This window comes from Micromonospora sp. LZ37 (assembly GCF_059359015.1).
On record NZ_JCADBL010000004.1, the window covers coordinates 278,534 to 302,637 of the forward strand.

Genomic DNA, 24,104 nt, shown 5'->3' on the forward strand with positions numbered 1-24,104 from the left:
AGCCGGACCGGCTTCCACCCGGCAGCCGCGACGCCGCCGGCGCCGGGAGCGAGCCGCCGGGCAGGATCAGTCGACCGGCCAGGTGTGGACGGGCTCGTTGGTGCGTTGCAGCTCCGCGTAGCGGCTGGCCATGTGGTGCAGGGCCGCGTCGCGGTCCATGCCCCGGTGCCGCTCGGCCGCCCAGACGGCCTCGGTCTGCCAGACCGCCCCGTTGCGGCCGGTACGGCAGCGCTGCTCGATGATGCCGAGCAGCCGGTCCCGTTCGGCGGGCGCCACCCCGAAGCGGTCCAGCCCGGTGGCCGCCGTCGGGAGCAGGGTGTCCAGCACCAGCTTGGTGACCGGCACCTCGCCGAGGCGGGGCCAGTGCAGGACGGCGTCCATCCCCCGGCGGGCGGCGGCGTGGAAGTTCTCCTCGGCGGAGCTGAAGGTGAGCTGGCTCCAGATCGGCCGGTCGGACTCGGCGAGCCCACGGGCCAGGCCGAAGTAGAGGGCGGCGTTGGCCAGCATGTCGACCACGGTGGGGCCCGCCGGCAGCACCCGGTTCTCGACCCGCAGGTGCGGACGGCCGTTCATGATGTCGTAGACCGGCCGGTTCCAGCGGTAGACCGTCCCGTTGTGCAGCCGCAACTCGGACAGCTCGGGAACGCCGCCGGCGTGCAGCACGTCCACCGGATCCTCGTCCTCGCAGATCGGCAGCAGCGGCGGGAAGTAGCGGACGTTCTCCTCGAAGAGGTCGAAGATCGAGGTGATCCAGCGCTCGCCGAACCACACCCGCGGGCGTACGCCCTGGGCCTTGAGCTCGTCGGGGCGGGTGTCGGTGGCCTGCTCGAAGAGCGCGATCCGGGTCTCGGCCCAGAGCTGGCGGCCGTACAGGAACGGGGAGTTGGCCCCGACCGCGACCTGGACCCCGGCGATGGCCTGGGAGGCGTTCCAGTAGTCGGCGAAGCTGTCCGGGGCGACCTGGAGGTGGAACTGGAGGCTGGTGCAGGCGGCCTCGGGGGCGATCGAGTCGGTGTGCGTCTGGAGCCGCTCGACGCCCCGGATGTCCAGCTCGATGTCCTCGCCCCGGGCACCGACGATCTGGTCGTTGAGCACCCGGTAGCGCTCGTTGGTGGAGAGGTTGTCGGCCACCAGGTGCCGCTCGGTGAGGGTGGGCAGGATGCCGACCAGCACGATCCGGGCGTCCGACCGGGCCGCCCGCTCGTCGGCCCGGGTGAGGCTGCTGCGCAGGTCCCGCTCGTAGTCGGCGAAGCCGGTGCCGTCGATCAACCGGGGTTCGGCGTTCAGTTCGAGGTTGAACTGCCCCAGCTCGGTCTGGAACAGCGGGTCGGCGATGGCGGCGAGGATCTCCTCGTTGCGCATGGCCGGTTCGGCCGCCGGGTCCATCAGGTTGAGTTCGATCTCCAGGCCGGTCATGGGCCGGTCGGCGTCGAAGCCGAAGTCGTCCAGCATCAGCGCGAAGACGTCCAGGCACCGCCGGACCTTCTGCCGGTAGCGGACCCGGTCCTCCCGGGAGAAGGCGCCCTGCTCGACGTCCCTACCCATGTGCCCTCCCGGCGCGAGGCGCCGCGGGAACGTGTCGTCCCGCCGCGCGTTGTGAACCACCACGGTAAGAGCGCCCACCTCGCCAGGGCCAGAGTCCCGACCGGTACGCACTCCGGGCATCTCTACCCAGGGTCCGCTGCCGGCACCCGGCCGAGCTGCGAACATTCAGTGACAATTCGCACCTGGACGCACGACGAGGCCCCTGCCTCAGGGGAAGCAGGGGCCTCGTCGGGTCGACGGGGGTCGATCAGGCCTGGCGGATGGCCTCGCCCTCGATCTCGATCTTGATCTTCTTGCCGACCAGCACGCCGCCGGTCTCCAGCGCGACGTTCCAGGTCAGACCGAAGTCCTCCCGGTCGATCTCGGCGCTGGCGGAGAAGCCGAAGATGTCCTGGCCGAACGGGCTGTGGCCGACGCCCTCGAACGTGACGTCCAGCTCGACCTGGCGGGTGACACCCTTGACGGTCAGGTCGCCCAGCAGCACGAACTCGTTGCCGTCCCGGGACTTGACCCCGGTGCTGCGGTACTCCAGCGTCGGGAACGCCTCGGCGTCGAGGAACTCGGCGCTGCGCAGGTGGGCGTCGCGGTCGGCCTGCTTGGTGTCGATGCTCGCCGCCTGGATGGTGGCGGAGACCGAGGACTGCGTCGGATCCTCGGCGATGGTGATCGTGGCAGAGGCGTCGGCGAACTCGCCGCGCACCTTGCTGACCATCATGTGCCGGGCGACGAAGCCGACCCGCTTGTGCGCGGCGTCCAGCAGGTAGGTGCCGGCGGTGGGGATGGTAAGGCCGTCCCAGTCGCGGGTAACCGACTCGGTGCTCATGAAGCTGCCCTCCAGGATTTGTTTAGTAGCCCAACGACTGCTTTGGCAACTATATCCAGAACAACATTCCCCGTGTCAAGCACTGTTAGGATGACCAGGTGGACCAGAACGTGTTCGACGACCCCCGGATCACCGCCATCGGCCTGCTCTACGAGGCGCACGCGGGGCTGACCGCCCGGTTCGCCGCCCAGTACGAGGAGCACGGCCTCTCCGCGGTCGAGTTCGAGGTGCTCATGCGGCTGGCCCGGTCACCCCACAACCAGTTGCGGATGACCGACCTCGCCGCGCAGACCTCCCTCTCCACCAGCGGCGTCACCCGGGTGGTGGACCGGATGGAGCGCGACGGTCTGATCTTCCGCCAGGCCTGCCCGTCGGACCGGCGCAGCTCGTACGCCGTGATCACGCCCTCCGGCCTGAAGCGGCTCGACGAGACCCTCCCGGGCCACCTGCGGATCATCGAGCAGTGGTTCACCGGGCAGCTCACCCCCGACGCCCTGGCGGCCATGCTCGACGGGCTGCGCCGGGTACGCGACGCCGTCCACCCGGGCGCGACCGCCGGCAGCGCCGGTCCCGCTCCCGCCCACGAGGCGAAGGCCTGACGGCGCCACCGAACCGGCCGGGCGCACCGGCAGAACCGCCCCTCCGGGGCGGGAAAACCGCGCCGACACCCGCAGAACGGTCATCGGCGACGGTTGGCCTTCGGCTTCGCGGGGGCGCACCGGGGGTGCCGGCGCGAGCGATTGAGCGAGGGGCACGACCAGGGTCTCCTTCGCTCGCGCCGCCCCCGCGCCACACCGGTTTCAGCCCGCGGAACGGACCGCCCGGCCCGCGACCAGCGACGGCAGGCAGCCGAACCTCGCCCACCCGACCCGGCCGACTCCGATGCCGGACAGGCTCCCTCTCCTACAGACCCAGGTCGCGAGCGATGATCATGCGCTGGACCTCGGAGGTGCCCTCGCCGATCTCCAGGATCTTGGAGTCCCGCCAGAAGCGGGCCACCGGGTACTCGTTCATGAAGCCGTAGCCGCCGTGGATCTGGGTGGCCTCGCGGGCGTTGTCCACCGCCACGGTGCTGGCGTGCAGCTTGGCGATGGCCGCCTGGCGCTTGAACGGCTCACCGGCGAGCATCCGCGCGGCCGCGTCGTAGTACGCCAGCCGGGCCGTGTGCGCCTTCAGCTCCATGTCGGCGATCTTGAACTGGATCGCCTGGTAGTTGCCGATCGGCTGGCCGAAGGCCTGGCGCTCCTTGGCGTACTTCAGCGACTCGTCGACGCAGCCCTGGGCGAGACCCACCGCGAGCGCCGCGATGGCGATCCGACCCTCGTCGAGGATGCGCAGGAACTGGGCGAAGCCCCGACCCCGCTCGCCGAGCAGGTTCGCCGCCGGCACCCGGCAGTCGTCGAAGGTCAGCTCGTGGGTGTCGGAGGCGTTCCAGCCGACCTTGGAGTAGCCCGGCGCGACGGTGAAGCCCGGCGTACCGGAGGGCACGATGATGGTGGACAGCTCCTTCGAGCCGTCCGGGCGGGTGCCGGTGACCGCGGTGACCGTGACCAGGGCGGTGATGTCGGTCCCGGAGTTGGTGATGAACGCCTTCGAACCGTTGATCACCCACTCGTCCGTCGCCTCGTCGAGCACCGCCCGGGTCTGGGTGCCGCCGGCGTCCGAGCCGGTGCCCGGCTCGGTCAGCCCGAAGCCGGCCAGCGCCTCGCCGCTGAGCAGCTTCGGCAGCCACTGCGCCTTCTGCTCCTCGGTGCCGAAGCGGTAGATCGGCATCGCGCCGAGGGAGACCGCCGCCTCCAGGGTGATCGCCACGCTGGAGTCGACCCGGGCCAGCTCCTCCAGGGCCAGGCAGAGCGCGAAGTAGTCGCCGCCCATGCCGCCGTGCTCCTCGCCGAAGGGCAGCCCGAACAGCCCCATCTTGCCCATCTGCCGGATGACCTCGTACGGGAAGGTGTGCTTCTCGTAGTGCTCGGCGATGACCGAGGCGACCACCTCGCGGGCGAAGTCCCGCACGCTGTCCCGCAGTGCCTCTTGTTCGGAGCTGAGCCGGAAGTCCATGGGTTCCTCCTGGTACGGACGGCGCGCCGCCGGTCGCTCGTGACGTCGGGCGGGTCGCGGGATCTCTGGTCGCTGTGCCGGGATTGAGCGGCGGCCTGCGGTGCGCCCGGTCAGACCGGGGTGACGCCGTGCCGGCGCCGGGAGAAGTGCCGGTCCTTGGTGCGTGCCGCGGCGAACCGACGGACCAGCTCGGCGCGCAGCTCGTGCGGCTCGACGATCGCGTCGATGACCAGCTCGCTGGCGAGCCGGACGACGTCGATGTCCCGCTCGTACTCCTCGCGCTTCGCGGCGACGAACGCGGCGCGCTCGTCCGGGTCCGCGATCGCGGCGATCTTGTTGGCGTAGACCGCGTTGACGGCCGCCTCCGCACCCATCACCGCGATCTTGGCGGTGGGCAGGGCGATGGTGGCGTCCGGCTCGAAGCCGGGGCCGGCCATCGCGTAGAGCCCGGCGCCGTACGCCTTGCGGACCACCACGCAGATCTTCGGTACGGTCGCCTCGGAGATGGCGGTGATCATCTTGGCGCCGTGCCGGATGATGCCCTGCTTCTCCACCGCGCTGCCGACCATGAAGCCGGGCACGTCGCTGAGGAAGAGCAGCGGCACGTTGAACGCGTCGCAGAGCTGCACGAACCGGGTCGCCTTGTCGGCGGAGTCGACGAAGAGGACGCCGCCCTTGAACATCGAGTTGTTGCCGACCACGCCGACGACCTCGCCGTTCAACCGGCCGAAACCGATGGTCAGCTCCTTGGCCCAGAGCGCCTGGATCTCGAAGAAGGAGCCGTCGTCGAGCAGGCCCTTGACGTACCGGCGCATGTCGAACGCCTGCCGCTCGCTGGCCGGGACCAGCGCGGCCAGGTCGACCTTGTCGGACGCCTGCTTCGCGGGCGCGGCGGGCGGCTGCTCGGTCCAGTTCGCCGGCAGGTACGACAGGTAGGTCCGCACCACGTCGAGCGCGTCGGCCTCGGTCTTGCAGAGGAAGTGCCCGACGCCGGACTCGGCGCAGTGCACCTTCGCCCCGCCCATCGCCTCGAGGGTGGTCTTCTCCCCGGTGACCATCTCGACCATCCGGTCGGAGCCGAGGTACATGCTGGCGTTGCCGTCCACCATGGCCACCACGTCGCAGAACGCCGGGATGTACGCCCCGCCAGCCGCGCTCGGCCCGAAGAGCGCGCAGACCTGCGGGATCGAGCCGGAGGCGCGGACCTGGTTCCAGAAGATCTTCCCGGCGCCGCGGCGGCCGGGGAAGAGGTCGACCTGGTCGGTGATCCGAGCGCCGGCCGAGTCGACCAGGTAGACCATCGGCACGCCGGTCGAGTAGGCCCGCTCGATGATTCGGATGATCTTCTCGACGGTACGCGCGCCCCAGCTGCCGGCCTTGACCGTCGAGTCGTTGGCCATCAGGCAGACCTGGCGGCCGCCGATGGTGGCGGTGCCGGTGACCACGCCGTCGGCGGGCAGCCCGTCGGCCATCGCGTTGGCGTAGAGGCCGTCCTCGACGAAGGAGCCCTCGTCGACCAGGAGCGCCACCCGCTCGCGGGCGAAGAGCTTGCCCTTGGCGGCGTTCGCCGCGTGGTACTTGTCCGCACCGCCGGCCCGGGCGCGCTTGCGCAGCTGCTCCAGTGCCTCACCGTCGAGCGTCACGCCGACTCCCTCGCCGCCTGGGCCGGGCCGCCTCGTGAGCGGGCCGACCGACCTGAACGATCGTTAGGCTAGCGCATCGAAGACCCCTCCGGCGACCCACGGACCCGGCCGACCCGACCCCGCCCACACCCGGCCTCACCCACGGCCGCCCGCCGCCGGTGATCAAGAAGTTTGCGTCGTCCGCAGGCTGGATCCCGACGCGAACTTCTTGATCAACCGGGCGGGGGTGGCGGGGCGGGGCGGGGGTCGGTCAGGTGGGGAGGGGGGTGAGGCGGGTACGGGGGCCGGCGCGCAGGACGCCGGAGGGGAGCTGCTTGCCGACCAGCTCCTCGGCCAGCTCGGCCACCTCGACCAGGGCGTCCAGGTCGATGCCGGTGTCGACGCCCATGTCGTGGAGCATGTGCACCGCCTCCTCGGTGGCCAGGTTGCCGCTGGCCCCGGGCGCGTACGGGCAGCCGCCGAGGCCACCGACGCTGGCGTCGAACTCGGTGACCCCCAGCTCCAGCGCGGTCAGCAGGTTCGCCAGCGCGGTGCCCCGGGTGTTGTGGAAGTGCAGCAGCACCGGCACGTGCGCGTTGCGGTCCCGTACCGCCGTGATCAGCTCGCGGACCCGGCGCGGAGTGCCCATGCCGGTGGTGTCGCCGAACGCGACCCGGTCGGCGCCGTCGCGGACCACCCGGTCCACGATGCCCGCGACCCGCGCCGGGTCGGTGTCCCCCTCGTACGGGCAGCCGAAGCTGGTCGCGATGATCACCTCGGCCTGCGCGCCGGCGCCGTGCAGCAGGTCGATCAGCTCGGCGATGTCGTCCAGCGACTCCTCGGTCGACCGGTTGACGTTGCGCCGGTTGTGCGTGTCGCTGGCCGAGACCACCACCTCGATCTCGGTGAAACCGGCCGCGAGCGCCCGCTGCGCGCCCCGGGTGTTCGGCACCAGCGCCGAGTAGCGCACCCCGTCCGCCTTCGCCGCCCGCTGCCACACCTCGTCGGCGTCGGCCATCTGCGGGATCGCCTTCGGGTGCACGAACGACACCGCCTCGATGCGCCGTACACCGGTCCGGGAGAGGGCGTCGAGCAGCCGCACCTTGGCGTCGGTGGGGATGGGCTCCTCGTTCTGGAGCCCGTCGCGCGGCCCGACCTCACGGATCGACACGGATGCTGGCAGCTGACTCATCGCGGTCACCTCACTGTGACGTGGTCCTGATCGGTGCCGCGGCACCCTTTGCTCTGCTGCGGCGGAGGCAACGCCCGTCGTCCGGTATCCGGACGTCCGGTGTTGCTTTCAGGGAAGCAGAGCAAAGGGTGCCACGCCAACGTGACCCACCCCTCGACTGGAGTCGCCGCCGACCGGGCCGACGGACGTCGGCCCGGCGGGCGAAGGGTCTCAGCGCATCCGGCCGACGATGCCGGTGTCGTAGTCGCCGGAGAGGAACTCCTCGTTCTCCAGCAGCTCGGCGAAGAAGGGGAGGTTGTTCTTCGGACCGGCCAACTCGAACGCGGCGACCGCCGCCCGGGCCCGCTCGATGGCCTCGGCGCGGGTGGCGCCGCTGACGATGAGCTTGGCCATCAGGCTGTCGTAGAACGGGGTGACCGTGTTGCCGGCGACGTAACCGGAGTCCACACGGACCCCCTCACCGGTCGGCTCGACCCAGGTCCTGATCGCGCCCGGACCGGGCAGGAAGCGCTTCGGGTCCTCGGCGTTGACGCGCAGCTCGATGGCGTGCCCACGCGGGGCGAGCGCGTCCGGGTCGAAGGTCGGCGGCAGGCCGGCGGCCACCCGCAGCTGCTCCTCGACCAGGTCCACCCCGTAGACCAGCTCGGTAACCGGGTGCTCCACCTGGAGCCGGGTGTTCATCTCCAGGAAGAAGAACTCGTTCGTGGCAGGATCGAGCAGGCACTCCACCGTGCCCGCGTTGCGGTAGCCGACCGCCTCGCCGGCGCGCACGGCGGCGGCCAGGAAGCGCGCGCGCAGCTCCGGCGAGACCGCCGGGGACGGGGACTCCTCGACCAGCTTCTGGTTGCGCCGCTGCACCGAGCACTCCCGCTCGCCCAGCGCCACCACCCGGCCGTCGGCCAGGCCGAGGATCTGCACCTCGACGTGGCGCACCCGGGGGAAGTACCGCTCGATCAGCACCGAGCCGTCGCCGAACATCCGCTCGGCGAAGGCGCGCACCTTGTCGTACTCGGTGCGCAGCGCGGCCTCGTCGGCGGCCACGCCCATGCCCATGCCGCCGCCACCGGCTGCCGCCTTGACCATCACCGGGTAGCCGATCCCCGCGGCGGCGGTGACCGCCGCGTCCACGTCGGCGGCCGGGTCGGTGGTGCCGGGGGCGACCGGGACGCCCGCCGCGGCCATCAGGTTCCGGGCATTGATCTTGTCGCCCATCGCGGTGATCGCGTCCGCGCCGGGCCCGACCCAGATCAGGCCGCTGGAGGAGACGGTACGGGCGAAGTCGGCGTTCTCCGAGAGGAAGCCGTAGCCGGGGTGGATGGCCTGCGCGCCGGTGGACTTGGCGGCGGCGAGGATCGCCTCGGTGTTCCGGTAGCTCAGCGCCGGGTTGGCCGGGCCCACACAGACCGCCTCGTCGGCCTCGGTGACGAACGGCAGGTCGGCGTCGGCCTCCGAGTGCACCGCGATCGCGCGGATGCCGAGCCGCTTGGCGGTACGGATGATCCGGCGGGCGATCTCGCCCCGGTTGGCGACCAGCAGCGACTCGATCATGTTTCCTCCAGCGTCCGGGGGTCGAACCGAGTGCTAGGGAACCACGCCCACCGGGTTACTCACGAGTCGCCAACCCTGGTGGCCACGGGTCAGGAGGGGTTGGTGGGGGCGAGGAGGGCGGAGACGGTGGCGGCGCGCAGCAGCTCGGCGCGGCGACGGCGGTCCACCTCGCCGCCCAGGAACGGCGTCGAGTTCATCAGACCGAACGCGGCGTGGGCCAGCACCCGCGCCTCACCGTCGGGCAGGCCCGGGTGCAGCGCCGTCAGCACGGTCACCCACTCCTCGACGTAGAGGCGCTGGAGCCGACGGATGCGGCGGCGCGGCTCCTCCGGGAGCCGGTCCAGCTCGTGCAGGTGCAGCGCGATCACCGCCGGGTTGGCCAGCGCGAACTCGACGTGGAAGTCGATCAGCGACTCCAGCGCGCCGCGCGGATCGTCCGGGTGGCCGGCCGCCCGCTCCTGGCCACCGGCGAGCAGCCCCTCGCTGACCGGGATCAGCGCCGCGACCAGCATCGCCTCCTTGCCGGCGAAGTGGTGGTAGAGAGCCGGACCGGTCACCCCCGCGGCGGCGCCGATGTCGTCCATCGACACGCCGTGGTAGCCCCGGGCGGCGAAGAGCCCGACCGCGATCTCCAGGATCTCGTCGCGCCGGGACCGGCGCCGGCCCGTGCCCGCCGCGCCGCCCGTCGTGCCCCTTGCCTGCTGCCCCACCGTCACCGGGCAAGCGTAGACCGCGGACGGGACGGCGGGGAGGCTCGGTTACCGGTCGGTCGCCTCGGAGCCGGGAGCGGGGACTTGACCCTCAACCGGGTCGAGGGGGCAGGTTCCGTCGGCATGACCGCTTCCGGCCTCGGCCGCGACTACCGGCTGCTCTGGTCGGCCACCGTCGCCTCCCGATTCGGCGACGCCCTGCGTACGCCGGCACTGGCCCTGCTCGCCGCGACCCTGACCCGCGACCCTCGGGCGATCGCCGCGGTGACCGTCGCGGCGCAGCTCCCACCGCTGCTGTTCGGCCTGCTCGGCGGGGTGTACGCGGACCGCTGGGACCGGCGGCGGGCGATGGCCGTGGTGGACGGGCTGCGGGCCGCCGTGGTGGGTGGGCTGGCCGTCGCGATCGCCCTCGACCGGGCCGACGTCACGACGCTGGTGACGGCTGCCTTCCTGCTCGCCACGCTCGGCACCCTCTTCGACGCCGCCGCGTTCGCGCTGCTCCCGGCGGTGGTGTCGCCGGCCGCCCTGCCCACCGCCAACGGCCGCCTCCAGGCCGGCACGGCGGTGGCCGGAGGCTTCCTCGGCGCCCCCGTCGCCGGCGTCCTCTTCTCCCTCGCCGCGCCCCTGCCCTTCGCCCTCGACGCGCTCACCTTCGTCGCGGCCGCCCTGCTCACCGTCGCGCTGCGCCCCACCGCGCCCGGCCGGCCCCTCGACGACCGGCCACATCCGCCCGGGCCGGTCACCGGGCGCCGCCGGGGGCGGTCGGTGTGGCGGGAGGCCGGGGAGGGGCTGCGCTGGATCCGGCGGGACCGGACGCTGTGGCGGGTCACCGCGTTGACCGCGGCGAGCAACCTGGCGATCAGCGCGCTGCTGGCGGTGCTGGTGCTCTACGCGCTCGACGTGCTCCGGGTGCCGCCCGCCGGGTACGGGCTGTTCGCCGCCGCCGCGATCGTGGGCGGCCTCGCCGGCGCCCTGGGCGCGGGCCGGCTGGCCGACCGGCTCGGCACGGTGCCCGCCCTGCGCGTGGTGCTCGCCGCGCAGACCGTCGCCCTGACCGGGTTCGCGCTGGCCCGCCATCCGGTGCCGGGCGCGCTCGGGCTGGCCGTCTTCGCCGCCGGCACCACGGTGTGGAACAGCCTCCGGGCGTCCTATGGGCAGCGCAATGTGCCGGCTGACCTGCTCGGCCGGGTCGGTGCCGCGCAGCGGGTGGTCGGGCTGCTCGCCGCGCCGGTCGGCGCGGGGCTGGGCGGCATCGTCGGGGCCGCGTACGGCACCGCGCCGGTGGCGGCGGCGGTGGCGGGCACGTTCGCGCTGGTGACCCTCGTGGCGTGGCGGGCGCTGCGACCCGCCGCCCCATCGCCGGCCCCGCGCGACCTAGCCGGCCACCCGCTCGCGCTGGTCGAGGCCGGAGAGGCGCATCGCGACCCGGTGCCGGGCCGGCGGCACGGCGGAGAGCAGCCGCAACAGCAGGTTCCGGGCCGGCCGGCGGGACGGCGGCAGGGTGGCCAGCCGCGTGAGCCGGTCGGCGAAGCCGACCACGGCCTCGGCCATCGGACGGCGCCGGGCCGCGTACCCGTCGAGCAGCGCCTCGGAGCCCCCGGCGAGCACGTCGGCGAGGGTGGTGCCGAGGTCGACGGCGTCCACGATGCCGAGGTTCATCCCCTGCCCGCCGGCCGGACTGTGCACGTGCCCGGCGTCGCCGGCCAGCAGCACCGGCCCGGCGCGGAAGGTGTCGGCGATCCGGTGGTGCAGCCGGAACCGGGAAGCCCAGAGCACCTCGACCACCCGGTCGGGGCGGCGCGCCGGCCCACGCTCGTCGAGCAGCGCCTGGAGGTATGCCACGTCCGGCTCGGCGGGTGCCTCGTCCACCGCGGCGACCAGCCGGACCACCCCGTCGGGCAGCGGCGCCCAGACCAGCGGACCGCTGCGGGCGAGGAAGAGGGCCACCTGGTCGCGGGGCAGCGCGCTGGACACCCGGACGTCGGCGAGGGTGTACGACTCCGCGCCGACGTCCGGCCCGGAGAAGCCGATGCCCGCCTGTTCCCGCACGGTGCTGCGCATGCCGTCCGCGCCGACCAGGTACCGGGCCCGCACGGTCGCCCCGCCGTCGAAGGTGACCGTCGCGCCGGCCGCGTCGACGGCCAGCCCGGTCATCCGGTACGGCCGCAGCACCGGCACCCCGAGCGCGGTGAGCTGCCCGGTGAGCACCTCCTCGGTGACCGCCTGGGAGACCATCAGCGCGTAGTCGTACCGCGTGGGCAGGGTGTGGAACGGCACGGTGAGCAGCACCCGGTCGCGGTCCCGCACGGTGAACCCCGGCGAGGGCAGCCCCCGCTCGATCAGCGGGTCGGCCGCGCCGATCCGGTCCAGCTCCTCCAGGGTGTACGCGTGCACGACGGCCGCCCGGGAGGTGAGCGGGGGCCGGTCCAGCCGGTCGACGACGGTCACCGCGACCCCGCGCCGGGCCAGCGTGAGCGCCGCGGTCAGGCCGGTCGGGCCGGCCCCCACCACCAGGACGTCCGTGCTCGTGGGCAGCATGACCACACCTCCGTCACCAGCAGTGCCAACACTTGTTTGCCAACGCCTGTTGACAACAGTAGGTCCGCCGCGAATGGAGTGTCAACAACCGTTGGCATACGGTGGTGGGCATGACCGAGGCCGCACCGACCCCGCCCCGCCGCTCCGACGCCACCCGGGCGGCGATCCTGCGTGCCGCCCGGGAACGGTTCGCCGCCGAGGGGTACGACCGGGCGACCATCCGGGCCATCGCGGCCGACGCCCGGATCGACCCGTCGATGGTGATGCGCTACTACGGCAGCAAGGAGGGCCTGTTCGCGGCGGCGGCGGAGTTCGACCTGCGGCTGCCCGACCTGACCGAGGTGCCGCCCGCCCGGCTCGGCGAGACGCTGGTCCGGCACTTCCTCGACCGGTGGGAGGGGGACGAGACACTCGCCGCCCTGCTCCGGACCGCCAGCACCAATCCGGGCGCGGCCGAACGGGTCCGCGGCATCTTCGCCGACCAACTCGGCACGGCGGTGGGCCGGCTCGGCATCGACCCGGCGACCACCGGGAAACGGGCCGGCCTGGTGGCCAGCCAGATCCTCGGCCTCGCCTTCACCCGCTACATCGTCCGGCTGCCGCCGATGGTGGACATGACCCGCGAGGAACTGGCCGCCTGGGTCGCCCCCACCCTTCAGCGCTACCTGACCGGCCGATCCGGAAACTGACCCAACCTTCCCCCGGCCCCAGGCGTCTGTCAGGTGAACGGGACAGCGACCGGCCGGGGAGGGGGGCGGATGGGGACGAGCGACCGACGACGGGCGGGACGGCTACGTCAGCTTCGTCGAGGCCCACCAGTACCGGCTGCTGCGCGCCGCGTACCTGGTCTGCGGCAACCGACACCAGGCCGAGGACCTGCTTCAGGACGCGCTGCTCAAGCTGGCCCTGCGCTGGCCGTCGGTGCGCGAGGGCGACCCGGCCGCGTACGTGCGGACCATCCTCTACCGGGACGCGGTCTCCTGGTGGCGGCGGCGCCGACGGGAGTGGCTGGCCGCGTGCCCGCCGGAACAGGTCGCCCGCGACGCGGACGGGCTGCTCCGGCTCGCGCTGCACGACGCCCTCGGGCAGCTCCCGCCGCGCCAGCGGGCCGTCCTGGTGCTGCGCTACTTCGAGGACCTGACCGAGACCGCCACCGCCGAGGCGCTCGGCGTGACCGTCGGCACCGTCAAGAGCCAGTGCCACGCGGCGCTGCGCCGGCTCCGCGAGGTGGCGCCCGAGCTGGGCCGCGACGACGGCCTGGCCAACGGGATGGAGGTTAACCGGTGAGGGAAGAGGATCTGACCCGACTGCTGACCCTGGCCGCCGAGGACGTCCGGCCGGCGCACCCTGCGGCCGCCGGCTGGGAGCGGGCCCGCCGCACCCGGCGCAACCGGGCCGCCGGGGCCGCTGCCGTGGCGGTCGTCCTGCTCACCGGCGCTACGGCGCTGGCCCTGGCCCCCGCCGACCGGCCCGCGCCGACCACGCCGATCGCGAGCCCGGTGGCGAGCGCGTCGCCGGTGCAGCGACCACCGGACCAGCTGACCTATCCCGGCGGCCCGCTCGGTCGCCTCGGCGACCCGGTGGGCGCGTCTTTGTCCGCCCGCCCGGTCCGCCAGGCGCTGGCGCTGTACCAGCCGGTGGACCGGGAGACCGGCGTCGAGGGACGGATCCGGGTGCTCGGCGACGACGGTGTCGTGCGAGCCCTCGACGTGGTCACCCCGGCCCGGACCCGCGACGCCGCGGGCAACGAGGCGACTCCGCTGCAGACCGGCAGCCTCTCCCCGGACGGGCGGCTGGCCGCCTTCGCCCAGACCGACGAGGTGATCGTGGTCGACCTGACCACCGCGAAGGTCCGCCGCTACCCGCTCAAGGGCTACCTGGAACACGTGCTCTGGTCCGGCGACCGACTCTTCGTCGGCGACGAAGACACCACGTACCAGGTGGACCGGGTCACGGGCGCCGCCCGGACGGTGCCGGTGTCGCCCTGGGACGTGGTCACCCCCGACCCGACTGCCCGGCCGGACCTCCTGCTGGAGTTGGGCGGCACGCCGGAGAGCCTGATGCTGCACCGGGTCGCCGAAGACGGCAGGGGACGGGGGCTGGACCGGCAACCGGTCAGCACCGCCGGGCTGCCGAGAGGCCACCGGATCGACCAGTTCTACGGGCGCGGCTGGCAGCGGGACGTCCTGGTGGCCCGGGCCGGCTGGATCTCCGCCGGCGGCGCCGATGGACTCGAGGCGGTCGCGGTGCTGGACGCCCGGTCCGGGACGGTGACCCACCTGCTCGACCTGGGCAGAGACCGCTGGAAGAGCTGCTGCGAGGTGCTCGGCTGGGACCGGAGCGGCGCCGTGCTGCTGCGCCACGACCCGGGCGGGCTGCTGCGCTGGCAGCCGCTGACCGGCGAGGTCACCGGTGTGGCGCGGGACCTGTACGGCCAGGTCTCGCTCGCCGCCGGCTGAGCCGCGCCGCCGCGGGCGTACCTCTGGAAGGGCCCGGACCCGCGCGGACGGAGCCGCCGCGCGGGTCCGGCCGGGCGGTCAGCTGCTCAGGCCGCCGGGCTGGTCGCCCTTGACGACGGGAGCCCGGACCAGATTGCCCCACTCGGTCCACGAGCCGTCGTAGTTGCGCACCTGCGGGTAGCCGAGCAGGTGGCGCAGCACGAACCAGGTGTGGCTGGACCGCTCACCGATCCGGCAGTAGGCCACGATGTCGTCGTCCGGGCTGAGCCCGAGCTGGTCGGCGTAGATGCCGCGCAGTTCGTCGGCGGACTTGAACGTCCCGTCCTCGTTCGCGGCGGACTTCCACGGCTTGCTGACCGCGCCGGGGATGTGCCCGCCGCGCAGCGCGCCCTCCTGCGGGTAGTCCGGCATGTGCAGCATCTCGCCGGTGTACTCGCCGGGCGAGCGGACGTCGACCAGCGGGCGACCGGCGGCGATGTGCGCCATCACCTGCTCCCGGTACGCCCGGATCGGCGTGTCGTCGCGCTGCGGCACCGGGTACTCCGCCCGGGGGCGGGTCACCTTGTCCCGGGTCAGCTCCCGGCCCTCGGCGATCCACTTCTGCCGGCCGCCGTCGAGCAGCCGCACGTCCGGGTGGCCGAAGAGGGAGAAGACCCAGAGGGCGTACGCCGCCCACCAGTTGAAGTTGTCGCCGTAGAAGACGACCGTGTCGTTCCGGCCGATGCCCTTGGCCGCGCACATCTCGGCGAAGCTCTTCGGGTCGAGGTAGTCCCGGGTGACCTGGTCGTTCAGTTCGGTGTGCCAGTCGACCTTGACGGCGCCCGGGATGTGGCCGGTGTCGTAGAGCAGCACGTCCTCGTCGGACTCCACCACGACTAGGCCCTCGTCACCGAGGTGCTCGGCCAACCACTCCGTGGTGACCAGGCGCTGCGGGTCCGCGTACGACTGGAGGCGGGGATTCGGATCGTTCGGCACAGACATGATCCCCAAGGTACGCCGGATCGTGGGCTCACGACCGGCCATCGGGGATCGGGTGACGGGGCGCCTGCGGACCCGCATCTCCTGAGCATCACGGGGGAACGCGGCCGGTGGATCAGGCGCGGCGGTGCACCAGCCGGCCGGCCAGCACGGTCACCAGGCAGGTGCCGTCGTCGGCGAGGACGGCCAGGTCGGCGCGACCGCCCGGCGTCAGCGTCGGCGGGACCGGGTTGGCCAACACCAGCAGGTCGCTGCGGTCGACGGCCGCCCGCAGCGCCGGGTCGGCGACGTGCTCGGCGAGCACCGCGGTCACCCCGAGCCGCAGCAGGGCGTGCACCCGCTCGCGCGGCGTGGGCGCGGGTGGCAGCGGGGCGTCGTGCACCCGCCCCGGGCCCAGGGTGCCCGGCCAGCGGCGCAGGCGCGCGCCCGGGTACTCCTCGCAGAGCTGGGCCAACGGGCCGATCGCGGCGACGCGGTCGGTCCGAACCGCTAAGGCGGCCCCTTCCGAGGGCGGTCCGTCGACGGCGGTCCGCAGCAGCGACGCGGTGTGCAGGGTGAGCACGGTCAGTCGGTGATCGGGCTGAGCATCGGGCGCTTCGCGGTCACCGTGTCGCCGGAGGAGCGCCCGGTCAGCCGGCGCTTGACCCACGGCACGAGATGCTGGCCGGCCCAGCGCAGGTCGGCGGCGCGGGCCGCCAGCCACGGCTGGGGCAACGGACGCTCCGGCACCATCAGCCAGTCCTCGTCGCAGCCCACCCCGAGCGCGGTCAGCACCTGACCGGCGACCCGACGGTGACCGGCGGCGGAGAGGTGCAGCCGGTCGGTGCTCCACAGCATCGGGTTGAGGAAGGTGTCGTCGGCGTACAGGTCGACCAGGATGGCGCCGTGTCGCTCGGCGGTCTCCCCGACAGCCCGGTTGAGCAGCTCGATCCGGGGGGCGACCAGGCGCTGACCGGGCAGCCGCGCCATCACGTCGGCGAACCGGAAGAGGATGACGTCGGCGCCGCCGGAGCGCAGCCGCCGCACCACGTCGTCGAAGCGGGTGACCAGGGCGTCCGGGTCGAAGGTGCGGCGCAGCACGTCGTTGCCGCCGGCCGCGAAGCTGATCAGGTCGGGCTTCATCGCGAGGGCGGCGGGCACCTGTTCGGCCACCACACCGGGGAAGAGCCGGCCCCGGATCGCCAGGTTGGCGTACGCGAAATCGGGGCCGGCCTCGGCGGCCAGCCGGGTCGCCACCAGGTCGGCCCAGCCGCGGTAGGTGCCGTCCGGGTACGCGTCGTCCATGCCCTCGGTGAAGCTGTCCCCCACCGCCACGAAACTGCGCCAGCGCACGGCGCCTCCCTCACGCTCCCTCGTTGCCTGCGGCGACCAGTCTGTCATCGGCCAGGCGACCGTCGATGCCGCCCGCCGGACAACGTGGCGGACATCATCGATCCCCCGACAGGTAGCGGTCCTCGCGAAGCCTTCCCATGATCACGCTGGATCCAGGAAGTAGTGGCCTCGAACCCGCCAGGAAGCCACTACTTCCTGGATCGAGCACGATCTTGGCGGGTGGCGATGCCGGAGTGGGTGGGTGCGGCGCGCCCGACCGGACGAATTGGATCGCCCGTTCCGCCCCGAGCGTCCTACGCTGCGTCAATGCTGCTACGCATGTCGACCCTGCTGCTGCGGACCCTGCGCGAGGACCCGGCGGACGCGGAGGTGCCGAGCCACCGACTGCTGGTCCGCGCCGGCTACGTCCGTCGCGCCGCGCCGGGCGGCTACACCTGGCTGCCGCTGGGCAAGCTGGTGCTGGACCGGGTGACCGAGATCGTCCGGCGGGAGATGACGGCGATCGGTGACCAGGAGGTGCACTTCCCGGCGCTGCTGCCGGCGGAGCCGTACCGGACCAGTGGGCGTTTGACGGAGTTCGGCGACCTCCTCTTCACCCTCGCCGACCGCAAGGGCGCCGAGCATCTGCTCGCCCCGACCCACGAGGAGCTGGCCGCGCTGCTGGTGAAGGAGGTCTTCACCTCGTACCGGGACTTCCCGGTGACGATCTTCCAGATCCAGACGAAATTCCGCGACGAGGCCCGGCCCCGGGCCGGGGTGCTGCGCGGGCGCGAGTTCCTGATGAAGGACGCCTACTCGTTCGACCTGGACGACACGGGATTGCAGGCGGCCTACCACCGGCACCGGGAAGCCTACGAAAGGATCTTCACGAGGCTTGGGCTGGACTACGCGGTGGTGCACGCGACGTCGGGGGCGATGGGCGGCTCGGCGTCGGAGGAGTTCCTGGCCGCCACGCCGGTCGGCGAGGACACCTTCGTCGGCTGCACGGCCTGCGACTACGCGGCGAACACCGAGGCGGTCGTGACCCGCGCCCCGGCCGCCGCCGACCCGGACGCCCACCCCGCCGCCGAGGCGCACGACACCCCGGAGACGCCGACCATCGCCGCGCTGGTGGAGCTGGCCAACGCCCGCCGGCTCGCCGGGCGGGACGACTGGACCGCCGCGGACACCCTGAAGAACGTGGTGCTGACCGTACGCCGGCCGGGCGCCGAGGCCGCCGAGCTGCTGGTGATCGGGCTGCCCGGCGACCGGGAGGTGGACCTGAAGCGGGTCGAGGCGGCGCTCGCCCCGGCCACCGTGGCGGTCTTCGACGACTGGGCGGCCCACCCGGATCTGGTCCGGGGCTACCTCGGTCCGCAGGTGATGGCGAAGCTCGGCGTCCGCTACCTGGTCGATCCCCGGGTGGTCACCGGCACCTCCTGGTTGACCGGCGCCAACGAACCGGGCCGGCACGCCACCGACGTGGCCTGCGGACGCGACTTCACCCCCGACGGCACCATCGAGGCGGCCGAGGTACGCCCCGGCGACCCCTGCCCGGACTGCGGCACGGGTGAGCTGACCATGCGCCGGGGCATCGAGATCGGGCACATCTTCCAGCTCGGTCGCCGCTACACCGACGCGTTCGCCGTCGACGTGCTGGGTGCCGCCGGCAAGCCGGTCCGGCCGACCATGGGCTGCTACGGCATCGGGGTGTCCCGGGCGGTCGCCGCGATCGCCGAACAGCACCACGACGAGCGGGGTCTCACCTGGCCGGCGGCGGTCGCGCCGTGCGACGTACACCTGATCGCCGCCGGCAAGGGGCCGCAGCTCGACGCGGCGCTCGACCTCGGCGGACGGCTCTCCACCGCCGGCCTGCGGGTGCTGGTGGACGATCGCACGAACGTCTCCGCCGGGGTGAAGTTCACCGACGCGGAGCTGATCGGGCTCCCGCGCGCCGTGGTGGTCGGTCGCCGGCTCGCCGACGGGTACGTCGAGCTGCGCGACCGGGCCTCCGGCGAACGGACCGAGCTGCCGCTGGACGGGCTGGTCGAGCGGCTGGTGGACGAGGTGCGTGGCGCACTCGGCCGCGACGTGTAGCGGTCGCGCCACGGGGTACGGCTGGGGAATCGACTGAGGTGTTTTCGGAGGCTCTCATGTACCGGGTCAGTGACGTGATGACGAAGCAGGTGGTCTACCTGTCGGCGGAGACCACCCTGGACGAGGCGGCCAGGGTGATGAAGGAGGCCGACATCGGCGACGTGGTGGTGACCGACGGCGCCAGCCTCGCCGGCATGCTCACCGACCGCGACATCGTGGTCCGGGCGGTGGCGGAGCGGGCCAACCCCGCGGACACCACCATCGGTTCGATCATCACCCGCGAGGTGGTGATGATCGAGCAGCACTCGACGGCGGCCGAGGCGGTGGCGTTGATGCGCGAGCGCAACATCCGGCGGGTGCTGGTCTGCGACAGCGACCGCAAGCTGGTGGGCATCGTCTCCCTGGGCGACCTGGCGATGCAGCTCGATCCCACCTCGGCGCTCGCCGACATCAGCGAAGCCGTCCCGAACAGCTGAACGCGGGGCCCCCTCCCGACCCGGCCGTGGCGGAGGGGCCCTGCCCGGCGTCCCCGACCGGCCGGCGCCCCGCCGCGACGGCGGTAGCCTGGCGGGATGCCCGAGATGCCGACCAGACTGGCCGAGATCGTCGAGGAGTTCGCCGACGCGCCGCGCGAAGTGGTGCTGGAGATGCTGCTCGAATACGCCGACGTCATTCCCCCGCTGCCGGCCGGGGTGGACCGGGAGGGCCTGGAGCAGGTGCCCGAGTGCCAGACGGCGTTCTTCCTGCGCGCCGAGGTCGACCCCGACCGGACGGTGCGCACCCTCTTCGACTGCCCGCCGGAGGCGCCCACCACCCGGGCGTTCGCCGGCATCCTCGCCGAGGGGCTGGCCGGGGCGAGCGCCGATCAGGTGCTGGCCGTGCCGGACGACCTCTACCAGCGGATGGGGCTCGCCCAGGCGATCAGCCCGTTGCGGGTACGCGGCGGCACCGCCATCCTCGGCCGACTCAAGCGCCAGGTCCGGGAACAACTGGGCTGACCCGGGGGTTGCCTCCGATCATGGAGATCGAGATCTACGCCGACGTGGTCTGCCCGTGGTGCTACATCGGCAAGCGCCGGCTGGAGCAGGCCCTGGAGTCGTACGACGGCGACGTGACGATCCGCTACCGACCGTTCCAGTTGGACCCGTCGCCGGTCGCCCGGCCGGAGCCGCTGGTCGACGCGCTGGCCGCGAAGTTCGGCGGCCGGGAGCGGGCCGAGGCGATGTTCGCCCAGGTGACGGAGGTCGCCGCCGGCGTGGGTCTGGAGCTGGACTTCGACCGGGCGGTGCACTCCAACACGTTCGAGGCGCACCGGCTGGTCCGGTTCGCCGAGGAGCACGGGCGGGCGGCCGAGATGGTCGAGGCGCTGTACCGGGCCCACTTCACCGACGGAGTGGACGTCGGCTCGCGCGACGCGCTGGTCACGCTCGCCGCCGGGATCGGCCTGGACGAGGGCGCGGCGCGGGACCACCTCGACTCGAACGCCGGCCGGCGTGAGCTGGCCGCCGACCTGGCCGCCGCCCACCAGCTCGGCGTCACCAGCGTGCCGACCTTCGTGCTCGCCGGGAAGTACGCTGTCACCGGCGCGCAGGAGCCCGAGACGCTGCTCGCCGCGCTGACCGAGGTGGAGCGCCGGGAGTCGGTCGCCTGATGTTTCACGTGCAACAACATCGACGACCGTGACGACCTAGGCGGGTCGGGCGAGCCCCTCGACGACCGTGGCCCCGGGCAGCGCGCCGAGCGCCGGGCCCGGGATCGCGATCTTGCTGTGTCGTACGCCCGAACCGATGATCACGTGCGGGGTGGCGATCACCCGCGCGTCGACCAGGATCGGCCAGGACTCCGGCAGCCCGATCGGGGTGATCCCGCCGTACTCCATGCCGGTCAGCTCGACCGCGTCCGCCATCGGGGCGAAGCTCGCCTTGCGCACATCCAGTGACCGCCGCACCACACCGTTTACGTCGGCGCGGGTGGTGGCGAGCACCACGCAGGCGGCGTAGCGGATTTCGCCCTCCCGCTTGCCGGCCACCACCACGCAGTTCGCCGAGACGTCGAGCCCCACCTCGTACGCCTCGCAGAAGGCCGCCGTGTCGGCGAGCGTCGCGTCGATCGGGGCGACCAGCACGTCGTCGGCGTCCACCGGCGCCTCGTCGGACCACTGGGCGAGCGCGGCGGCCACCGGCGGCGCCAGCAGGTCGAGTCGGACACGGGCGGGCTCGGTCTTCAGTGTCCCCATCACGGCTGCGATCCTCGCACCCATGGCGACGATCCGCCCGTCGGCGGTACCGCGTCCCCTCCGGCCGACCCGGATCCAGCCCCTGCGGCGGGTCGGGTCGGCCGGCGGCGCGGACGCCCGGTCCGGTGCGAACGAGGAGCGGGCCGGGTCAGTTGCCGCTGAGGAAGGCGTTCTCGCGAAGGAACGCCTGGTCGTGTTCGGCCGCCGAGCGGGCGGCGCGGAGCGCGTGCGGCCGGCGCGCCTCCAGGTCCTCCATGCCGTGCCGGACGGCAAGCCGGATCACGCCGTAGAGGAAGACGAACCCGCACACGTAGAGCAGCACCGTGGTGATGATGACCAGCATGGGCCCACGGTAGGGCGAACATGAACCGGCCAGCGTCTCATCTTCCGCCGGTTCCCCCGTACGTGTCGGTCAGGTGGTCGGCCCAGGTGAACCGGCCGGTGGGGGTGGCGGTGGTGGTCAGCCCGCCGGCACGCAGCGCCCGCCCGAGCCGCCCCGGGAACCGCACCGGCAGCAGCGGCCGGCGCGAGCCACGAGCCGCCCGCCAGGCGCGTACCGCCTCGTCGAAGCGGAGCACCTGCGGGCCGCCGAACTCCTCGATTCCGCCGAGCGGACCGGCGGTGAGCCGTTCCGCGAGCCGGGCCGCGACCTCCCGCTGGTCGACCGGCTGGGCGAGGACCGCCGGGTCCCCGACGACCGGGCCGAGCCGGCTCGCCGTACGGAGCAGCCCGTCCAGGAAGACCGGGAACTGGGTGGCCCGCAGCACCGTCCACGGCACCGGCCCGGCCGCCACCACCTGCTCCGCCGCGAGCTTGTGCCGGTAGTAGGGGAACGGCACCCGGTCGACGCCGACGATCGAGACGTACACCAGGTGGGCGACGCCGGCGTGGCCGGCGGCGACGGCGAGCCGGCGGGTGCCGAGCACGTCGACCTGGTGGGTACGCCGACTTCCGCCCGGCTGGGACGCCAGGTGCAGCACCGCGTCCACCCCGGCCACCGCCTCGACCAGCCCCGCCCCCGTGCCGACGTCGGCGACCACCCACTCCGCCGCCGGGTCGTGCCGGGGCCGCCGGCTCATCGCCCGGACGGTGAACCCGTCGGCCCGCAGCCGGGGCAGCACCGCCCGCCCCAACGTGCCGCCGGCGCCGGTGACCAGAACCCTCATCGCATCTCCTCGGTCGTGTCGTCACCGCTGAGGACGACGCCGGCCCGCGGAGCGTGACGCGAGGCCCGTCACGCCAGCAGGTCGACCACGGTCACCAGGATGAAGAAGATGACGACGATCCACGCATGGTGGGCAGGACCATCAGGAGGGTCATCGCCTCCCCATACCTCCCGGCCCGGCCGCTCCACCAGGCCGGATCGCGCGCATCCCGGCCAGGGGCGGGCGCGATCAGCGGGGTGCGGCCGCCACCCGGCCGGCGAGCAGCGTCCCGAGCAGTGCGCACCCCACCGCGACCGCCAGCATGCCGGCGTAGTCGGCCGGTCCGGGCGCCGCTCCGGCGGCGAGCACGGCACCGGTCAGCGCCAGCGCGGTGGCGGCGAAGAGCGAGTCGCCCAGCTGCAACGACGAGCTGTTGCGCCCCTGCTCACCGGGGGCGGAGAGCGCCAGGGTGAGCACCGACAGCGAGGGGTAGAGCAGCCCCATGCCGGCCCCGGCCAGCGCCCAACCGGCGACACCGAGCGCCACCGGGACGGCCGGTGACACGGTGACCGCGACGATCGCCGTCCCCGTCGTGATGCAGGCCAGCCCGACCCGCGGGAACGTCGCGCTCGAACGGGGCGACGGCAGCCGCCCCTGCAGCCAGGAGCCGAGCGACCAGGAGAGCGCCCCGACGCTGAGGACCAGCCCGGCGGCGGTGGGCGAGAAGCCCCGCTCCCGGGAGAGCATCAACGGGATCACCACCTCGGCGCCCACGAAGGCCGCCGAGGCCAGCCCGCGCAGGCCGACCACCGTCGGCAGGCCGCGGGCCGCGCGCAGGAAACCCGGCGGCAGCAGCCGCGGCGCCGAGCAGGCCAGGCCGACCAGCGCGAGCACCACCAGGGGTACGGCGAGCGCGCCACGCTGCTGCCCCCCGTGGTGCAGCAGCGCGGCGCTCACCCCCGCTGCCGCCGCCCAACCGATCCGGGCCACCGCCCCGGCCGGCGGCCGGTTGGCGGCCCGCACGTCGAGCGTCCGCAGCCCCGACTGGACCAGCAGCGCCGCCGGCACCGCCACCACCGGTACGGCGAGGAAGACCCAGCGCCAGCCCAGGTGCTCGACGATCAGGCCGGCCACCGCCGGCCCGACCAGCGACGGCACCACCCAGGCGGCGGCGAACGCGGCGAACACCCGGCGGCGCAGCTCCTCCGGGTACGCCTGCCCCACCACCACGTACAGCGCGACGGAGAGCAGCCCGGAGCCGAGACCCTGCACCGCCCGGCCGACGACCAGCACCCCCATCGCGGTGGCGCTCCCGGCCAGCAGCAGCCCCGCCACGAAGAGCACCACCCCGGTCCACATCGCGGCCAGGGGACCTCGGGCGTCGCACCAGATGCCGGAGAGCACCATGGCGAGCACACCGACCGCGAACGGCCCGCCGAAGGCGAGCGCGTACAGGGCGAGGCCGTCCAGGGCCCGGGCGACCGTGGGCATCGCCGTGCCGACCGCCAGCGCCTCGAACGCGAGGAGGGAGACCAGCGCGACGATGCCCACCGTCATCGCGCGCAGTCGTGGGTCGTAGAGGCGGGCCGCCGGGGTGACCGGGGCGAGGGCGGCGGTCATCGGCGCGGCCGTCGGAGATCGTTGAGCACGGACCCAGCCTGCATCCTGAAGCCGGGTTGAGGTCAACGGTGAACCCGGTCGCGCCGCCCGGCTCCGGCGGAAACTTTCCCACCCGGCGGGGCATGACCGCCGGTACGCCGGGAAGCCAGGCCGTCCCACGAGAGCGGGAGGCGAGATGGCGTACGGCGTGAGCGGGACGGGCGACGGGAGTCGGGGCCGGCA

Annotated in this window: 22 protein-coding genes and 2 pseudogenes; 9 read left to right on the top strand and 15 right to left on the bottom strand. The window is 73.5% G+C overall.

Features of this window, described 5'->3' with window-relative positions; translation table 11 throughout:
- Nucleotides 1-66: 66 nt before the first annotated feature.
- Nucleotides 67-1,545 (bottom strand): glutamate-cysteine ligase family protein, encoded by a 1,479-nt coding sequence (locus AC5L3Z_RS11445; RefSeq protein WP_494841523.1) that lies wholly within the window; start codon nucleotides 1,543-1,545, stop codon nucleotides 67-69.
- Nucleotides 1,546-1,792: 247 nt separating this feature from the next.
- Complete coding sequence (locus tag AC5L3Z_RS11450) at nucleotides 1,793-2,368, bottom strand: YceI family protein (RefSeq protein WP_494841524.1); 576 nt, start codon at nucleotides 2,366-2,368, stop codon at nucleotides 1,793-1,795.
- 98 nt (nucleotides 2,369-2,466) lie between these two features.
- On the opposite strand from AC5L3Z_RS11450, the gene AC5L3Z_RS11455 reads away from it, so the two are divergent.
- On the top strand, nucleotides 2,467-2,967 hold the full coding sequence (locus tag AC5L3Z_RS11455) for a MarR family winged helix-turn-helix transcriptional regulator (RefSeq protein WP_494841525.1): 501 nt from the start codon (nucleotides 2,467-2,469) through the stop codon (nucleotides 2,965-2,967).
- 304 nt (nucleotides 2,968-3,271) lie between these two features.
- On the opposite strand, the gene AC5L3Z_RS11460 is transcribed toward AC5L3Z_RS11455, so the two are convergent.
- From AC5L3Z_RS11460 to AC5L3Z_RS11480, 5 genes are all read right to left on the bottom strand, one after another.
- Nucleotides 3,272-4,426 (bottom strand): acyl-CoA dehydrogenase family protein, encoded by a 1,155-nt coding sequence (locus tag AC5L3Z_RS11460; RefSeq protein ID WP_494841526.1) that lies wholly within the window; start codon nucleotides 4,424-4,426, stop codon nucleotides 3,272-3,274.
- A gap of 110 nt (nucleotides 4,427-4,536) precedes the next feature.
- Nucleotides 4,537-6,069, bottom strand: coding sequence for an acyl-CoA carboxylase subunit beta (locus AC5L3Z_RS11465; protein WP_494841527.1), 1,533 nt, complete (start codon nucleotides 6,067-6,069; stop codon nucleotides 4,537-4,539).
- Nucleotides 6,070-6,319: 250 nt separating this feature from the next.
- Nucleotides 6,320-7,240, bottom strand: a complete 921-nt coding sequence (locus AC5L3Z_RS11470; RefSeq protein WP_494841528.1) for a hydroxymethylglutaryl-CoA lyase — start codon at nucleotides 7,238-7,240, stop codon at nucleotides 6,320-6,322.
- A gap of 210 nt (nucleotides 7,241-7,450) precedes the next feature.
- Complete coding sequence (locus tag AC5L3Z_RS11475; RefSeq protein WP_494841529.1) at nucleotides 7,451-8,788, bottom strand: acetyl-CoA carboxylase biotin carboxylase subunit; 1,338 nt, start codon at nucleotides 8,786-8,788, stop codon at nucleotides 7,451-7,453.
- A gap of 89 nt (nucleotides 8,789-8,877) precedes the next feature.
- Nucleotides 8,878-9,504, bottom strand: a complete 627-nt coding sequence (locus tag AC5L3Z_RS11480; protein WP_494841530.1) for a TetR/AcrR family transcriptional regulator — start codon at nucleotides 9,502-9,504, stop codon at nucleotides 8,878-8,880.
- A 117-nt stretch (nucleotides 9,505-9,621) separates the two neighbouring features.
- On the opposite strand from AC5L3Z_RS11480, the pseudogene AC5L3Z_RS11485 reads away from it, so the two are divergent.
- A pseudogene (locus tag AC5L3Z_RS11485) lies at nucleotides 9,622-10,761 on the top strand (MFS transporter); the annotation flags it as partial.
- Nucleotides 10,762-10,872: 111 nt separating this feature from the next.
- On the opposite strand, the gene AC5L3Z_RS11490 reads toward AC5L3Z_RS11485, so the two are convergent.
- Nucleotides 10,873-12,036, bottom strand: coding sequence for an FAD-dependent oxidoreductase (locus AC5L3Z_RS11490; protein ID WP_494841531.1), 1,164 nt, complete (start codon nucleotides 12,034-12,036; stop codon nucleotides 10,873-10,875).
- A 110-nt stretch (nucleotides 12,037-12,146) separates the two neighbouring features.
- Between AC5L3Z_RS11490 and AC5L3Z_RS11495 the strand changes: the two genes are divergently transcribed.
- The 3 genes and pseudogenes from AC5L3Z_RS11495 (at nucleotide 12,147) to AC5L3Z_RS11505 (ending at nucleotide 14,495) form a co-directional block, all read left to right on the top strand.
- On the top strand, nucleotides 12,147-12,725 hold the full coding sequence (locus tag AC5L3Z_RS11495) for a TetR/AcrR family transcriptional regulator (protein WP_494841532.1): 579 nt from the start codon (nucleotides 12,147-12,149) through the stop codon (nucleotides 12,723-12,725).
- Nucleotides 12,726-12,810: 85 nt separating this feature from the next.
- A pseudogene (locus tag AC5L3Z_RS11500) lies at nucleotides 12,811-13,323 on the top strand (SigE family RNA polymerase sigma factor); the annotation flags it as partial.
- A complete protein-coding gene (locus AC5L3Z_RS11505; RefSeq protein WP_494841533.1) occupies nucleotides 13,320-14,495 on the top strand; it encodes a hypothetical protein in 1,176 nt (391 codons plus the stop codon). The pseudogene AC5L3Z_RS11500 and the gene AC5L3Z_RS11505, both read left to right, overlap by 4 nt.
- Nucleotides 14,496-14,573: 78 nt before the next feature.
- Here the strand turns inward: AC5L3Z_RS11505 and AC5L3Z_RS11510 are convergent, their stop codons facing one another.
- From AC5L3Z_RS11510 to AC5L3Z_RS11520, 3 genes are all read right to left on the bottom strand, one after another.
- Nucleotides 14,574-15,476, bottom strand: coding sequence for a sulfurtransferase (locus tag AC5L3Z_RS11510; protein WP_494841534.1), 903 nt, complete (start codon nucleotides 15,474-15,476; stop codon nucleotides 14,574-14,576).
- Nucleotides 15,477-15,588: 112 nt separating this feature from the next.
- A complete protein-coding gene (locus AC5L3Z_RS11515; RefSeq protein ID WP_494841535.1) occupies nucleotides 15,589-16,035 on the bottom strand; it encodes a hypothetical protein in 447 nt (148 codons plus the stop codon).
- Nucleotides 16,036-16,037: 2 nt separating this feature from the next.
- A complete protein-coding gene (locus tag AC5L3Z_RS11520) occupies nucleotides 16,038-16,805 on the bottom strand; it encodes an SGNH/GDSL hydrolase family protein (protein WP_494841536.1) in 768 nt (255 codons plus the stop codon).
- 306 nt (nucleotides 16,806-17,111) lie between these two features.
- Here AC5L3Z_RS11520 and AC5L3Z_RS11525 point away from each other — a divergent pair, with 306 nt between their 5' ends.
- The 4 genes from AC5L3Z_RS11525 (at nucleotide 17,112) to AC5L3Z_RS11540 (ending at nucleotide 20,532) form a co-directional block, all read left to right on the top strand.
- Nucleotides 17,112-18,881 carry a proline--tRNA ligase gene (locus AC5L3Z_RS11525; RefSeq protein ID WP_494841537.1) on the top strand — a complete coding sequence of 590 codons (1,770 nt, stop codon included), beginning with the start codon at nucleotides 17,112-17,114 and terminating at the stop codon, nucleotides 18,879-18,881.
- Between the two features lie 56 nt (nucleotides 18,882-18,937).
- Nucleotides 18,938-19,357 carry a CBS domain-containing protein gene (locus AC5L3Z_RS11530; RefSeq protein ID WP_494841538.1) on the top strand — a complete coding sequence of 140 codons (420 nt, stop codon included), beginning with the start codon at nucleotides 18,938-18,940 and terminating at the stop codon, nucleotides 19,355-19,357.
- Between the two features lie 96 nt (nucleotides 19,358-19,453).
- On the top strand, nucleotides 19,454-19,879 hold the full coding sequence (locus AC5L3Z_RS11535; protein WP_494841539.1) for a SufE family protein: 426 nt from the start codon (nucleotides 19,454-19,456) through the stop codon (nucleotides 19,877-19,879).
- A 20-nt stretch (nucleotides 19,880-19,899) separates the two neighbouring features.
- Entirely contained in the window at nucleotides 19,900-20,532 is a 633-nt protein-coding gene (locus tag AC5L3Z_RS11540; RefSeq protein WP_494841540.1) for a DsbA family oxidoreductase, read from the top strand.
- A gap of 36 nt (nucleotides 20,533-20,568) precedes the next feature.
- Here AC5L3Z_RS11540 and AC5L3Z_RS11545 read toward each other — a convergent pair whose 3' ends face one another.
- The 4 genes from AC5L3Z_RS11545 to AC5L3Z_RS11560 form a co-directional block, all read right to left on the bottom strand.
- A complete protein-coding gene (locus tag AC5L3Z_RS11545; RefSeq protein WP_494841541.1) occupies nucleotides 20,569-21,117 on the bottom strand; it encodes a YbaK/EbsC family protein in 549 nt (182 codons plus the stop codon).
- A 148-nt stretch (nucleotides 21,118-21,265) separates the two neighbouring features.
- Entirely contained in the window at nucleotides 21,266-21,460 is a 195-nt protein-coding gene (locus tag AC5L3Z_RS11550) for a hypothetical protein (RefSeq protein WP_334529153.1), read from the bottom strand.
- Between the two features lie 37 nt (nucleotides 21,461-21,497).
- Nucleotides 21,498-22,283, bottom strand: coding sequence for an SDR family oxidoreductase (locus AC5L3Z_RS11555; RefSeq protein ID WP_494841542.1), 786 nt, complete (start codon nucleotides 22,281-22,283; stop codon nucleotides 21,498-21,500).
- 228 nt (nucleotides 22,284-22,511) lie between these two features.
- A complete protein-coding gene (locus tag AC5L3Z_RS11560) occupies nucleotides 22,512-23,882 on the bottom strand; it encodes an MFS transporter (protein ID WP_494841543.1) in 1,371 nt (456 codons plus the stop codon).
- Nucleotides 23,883-24,104 lie beyond the last annotated feature (222 nt).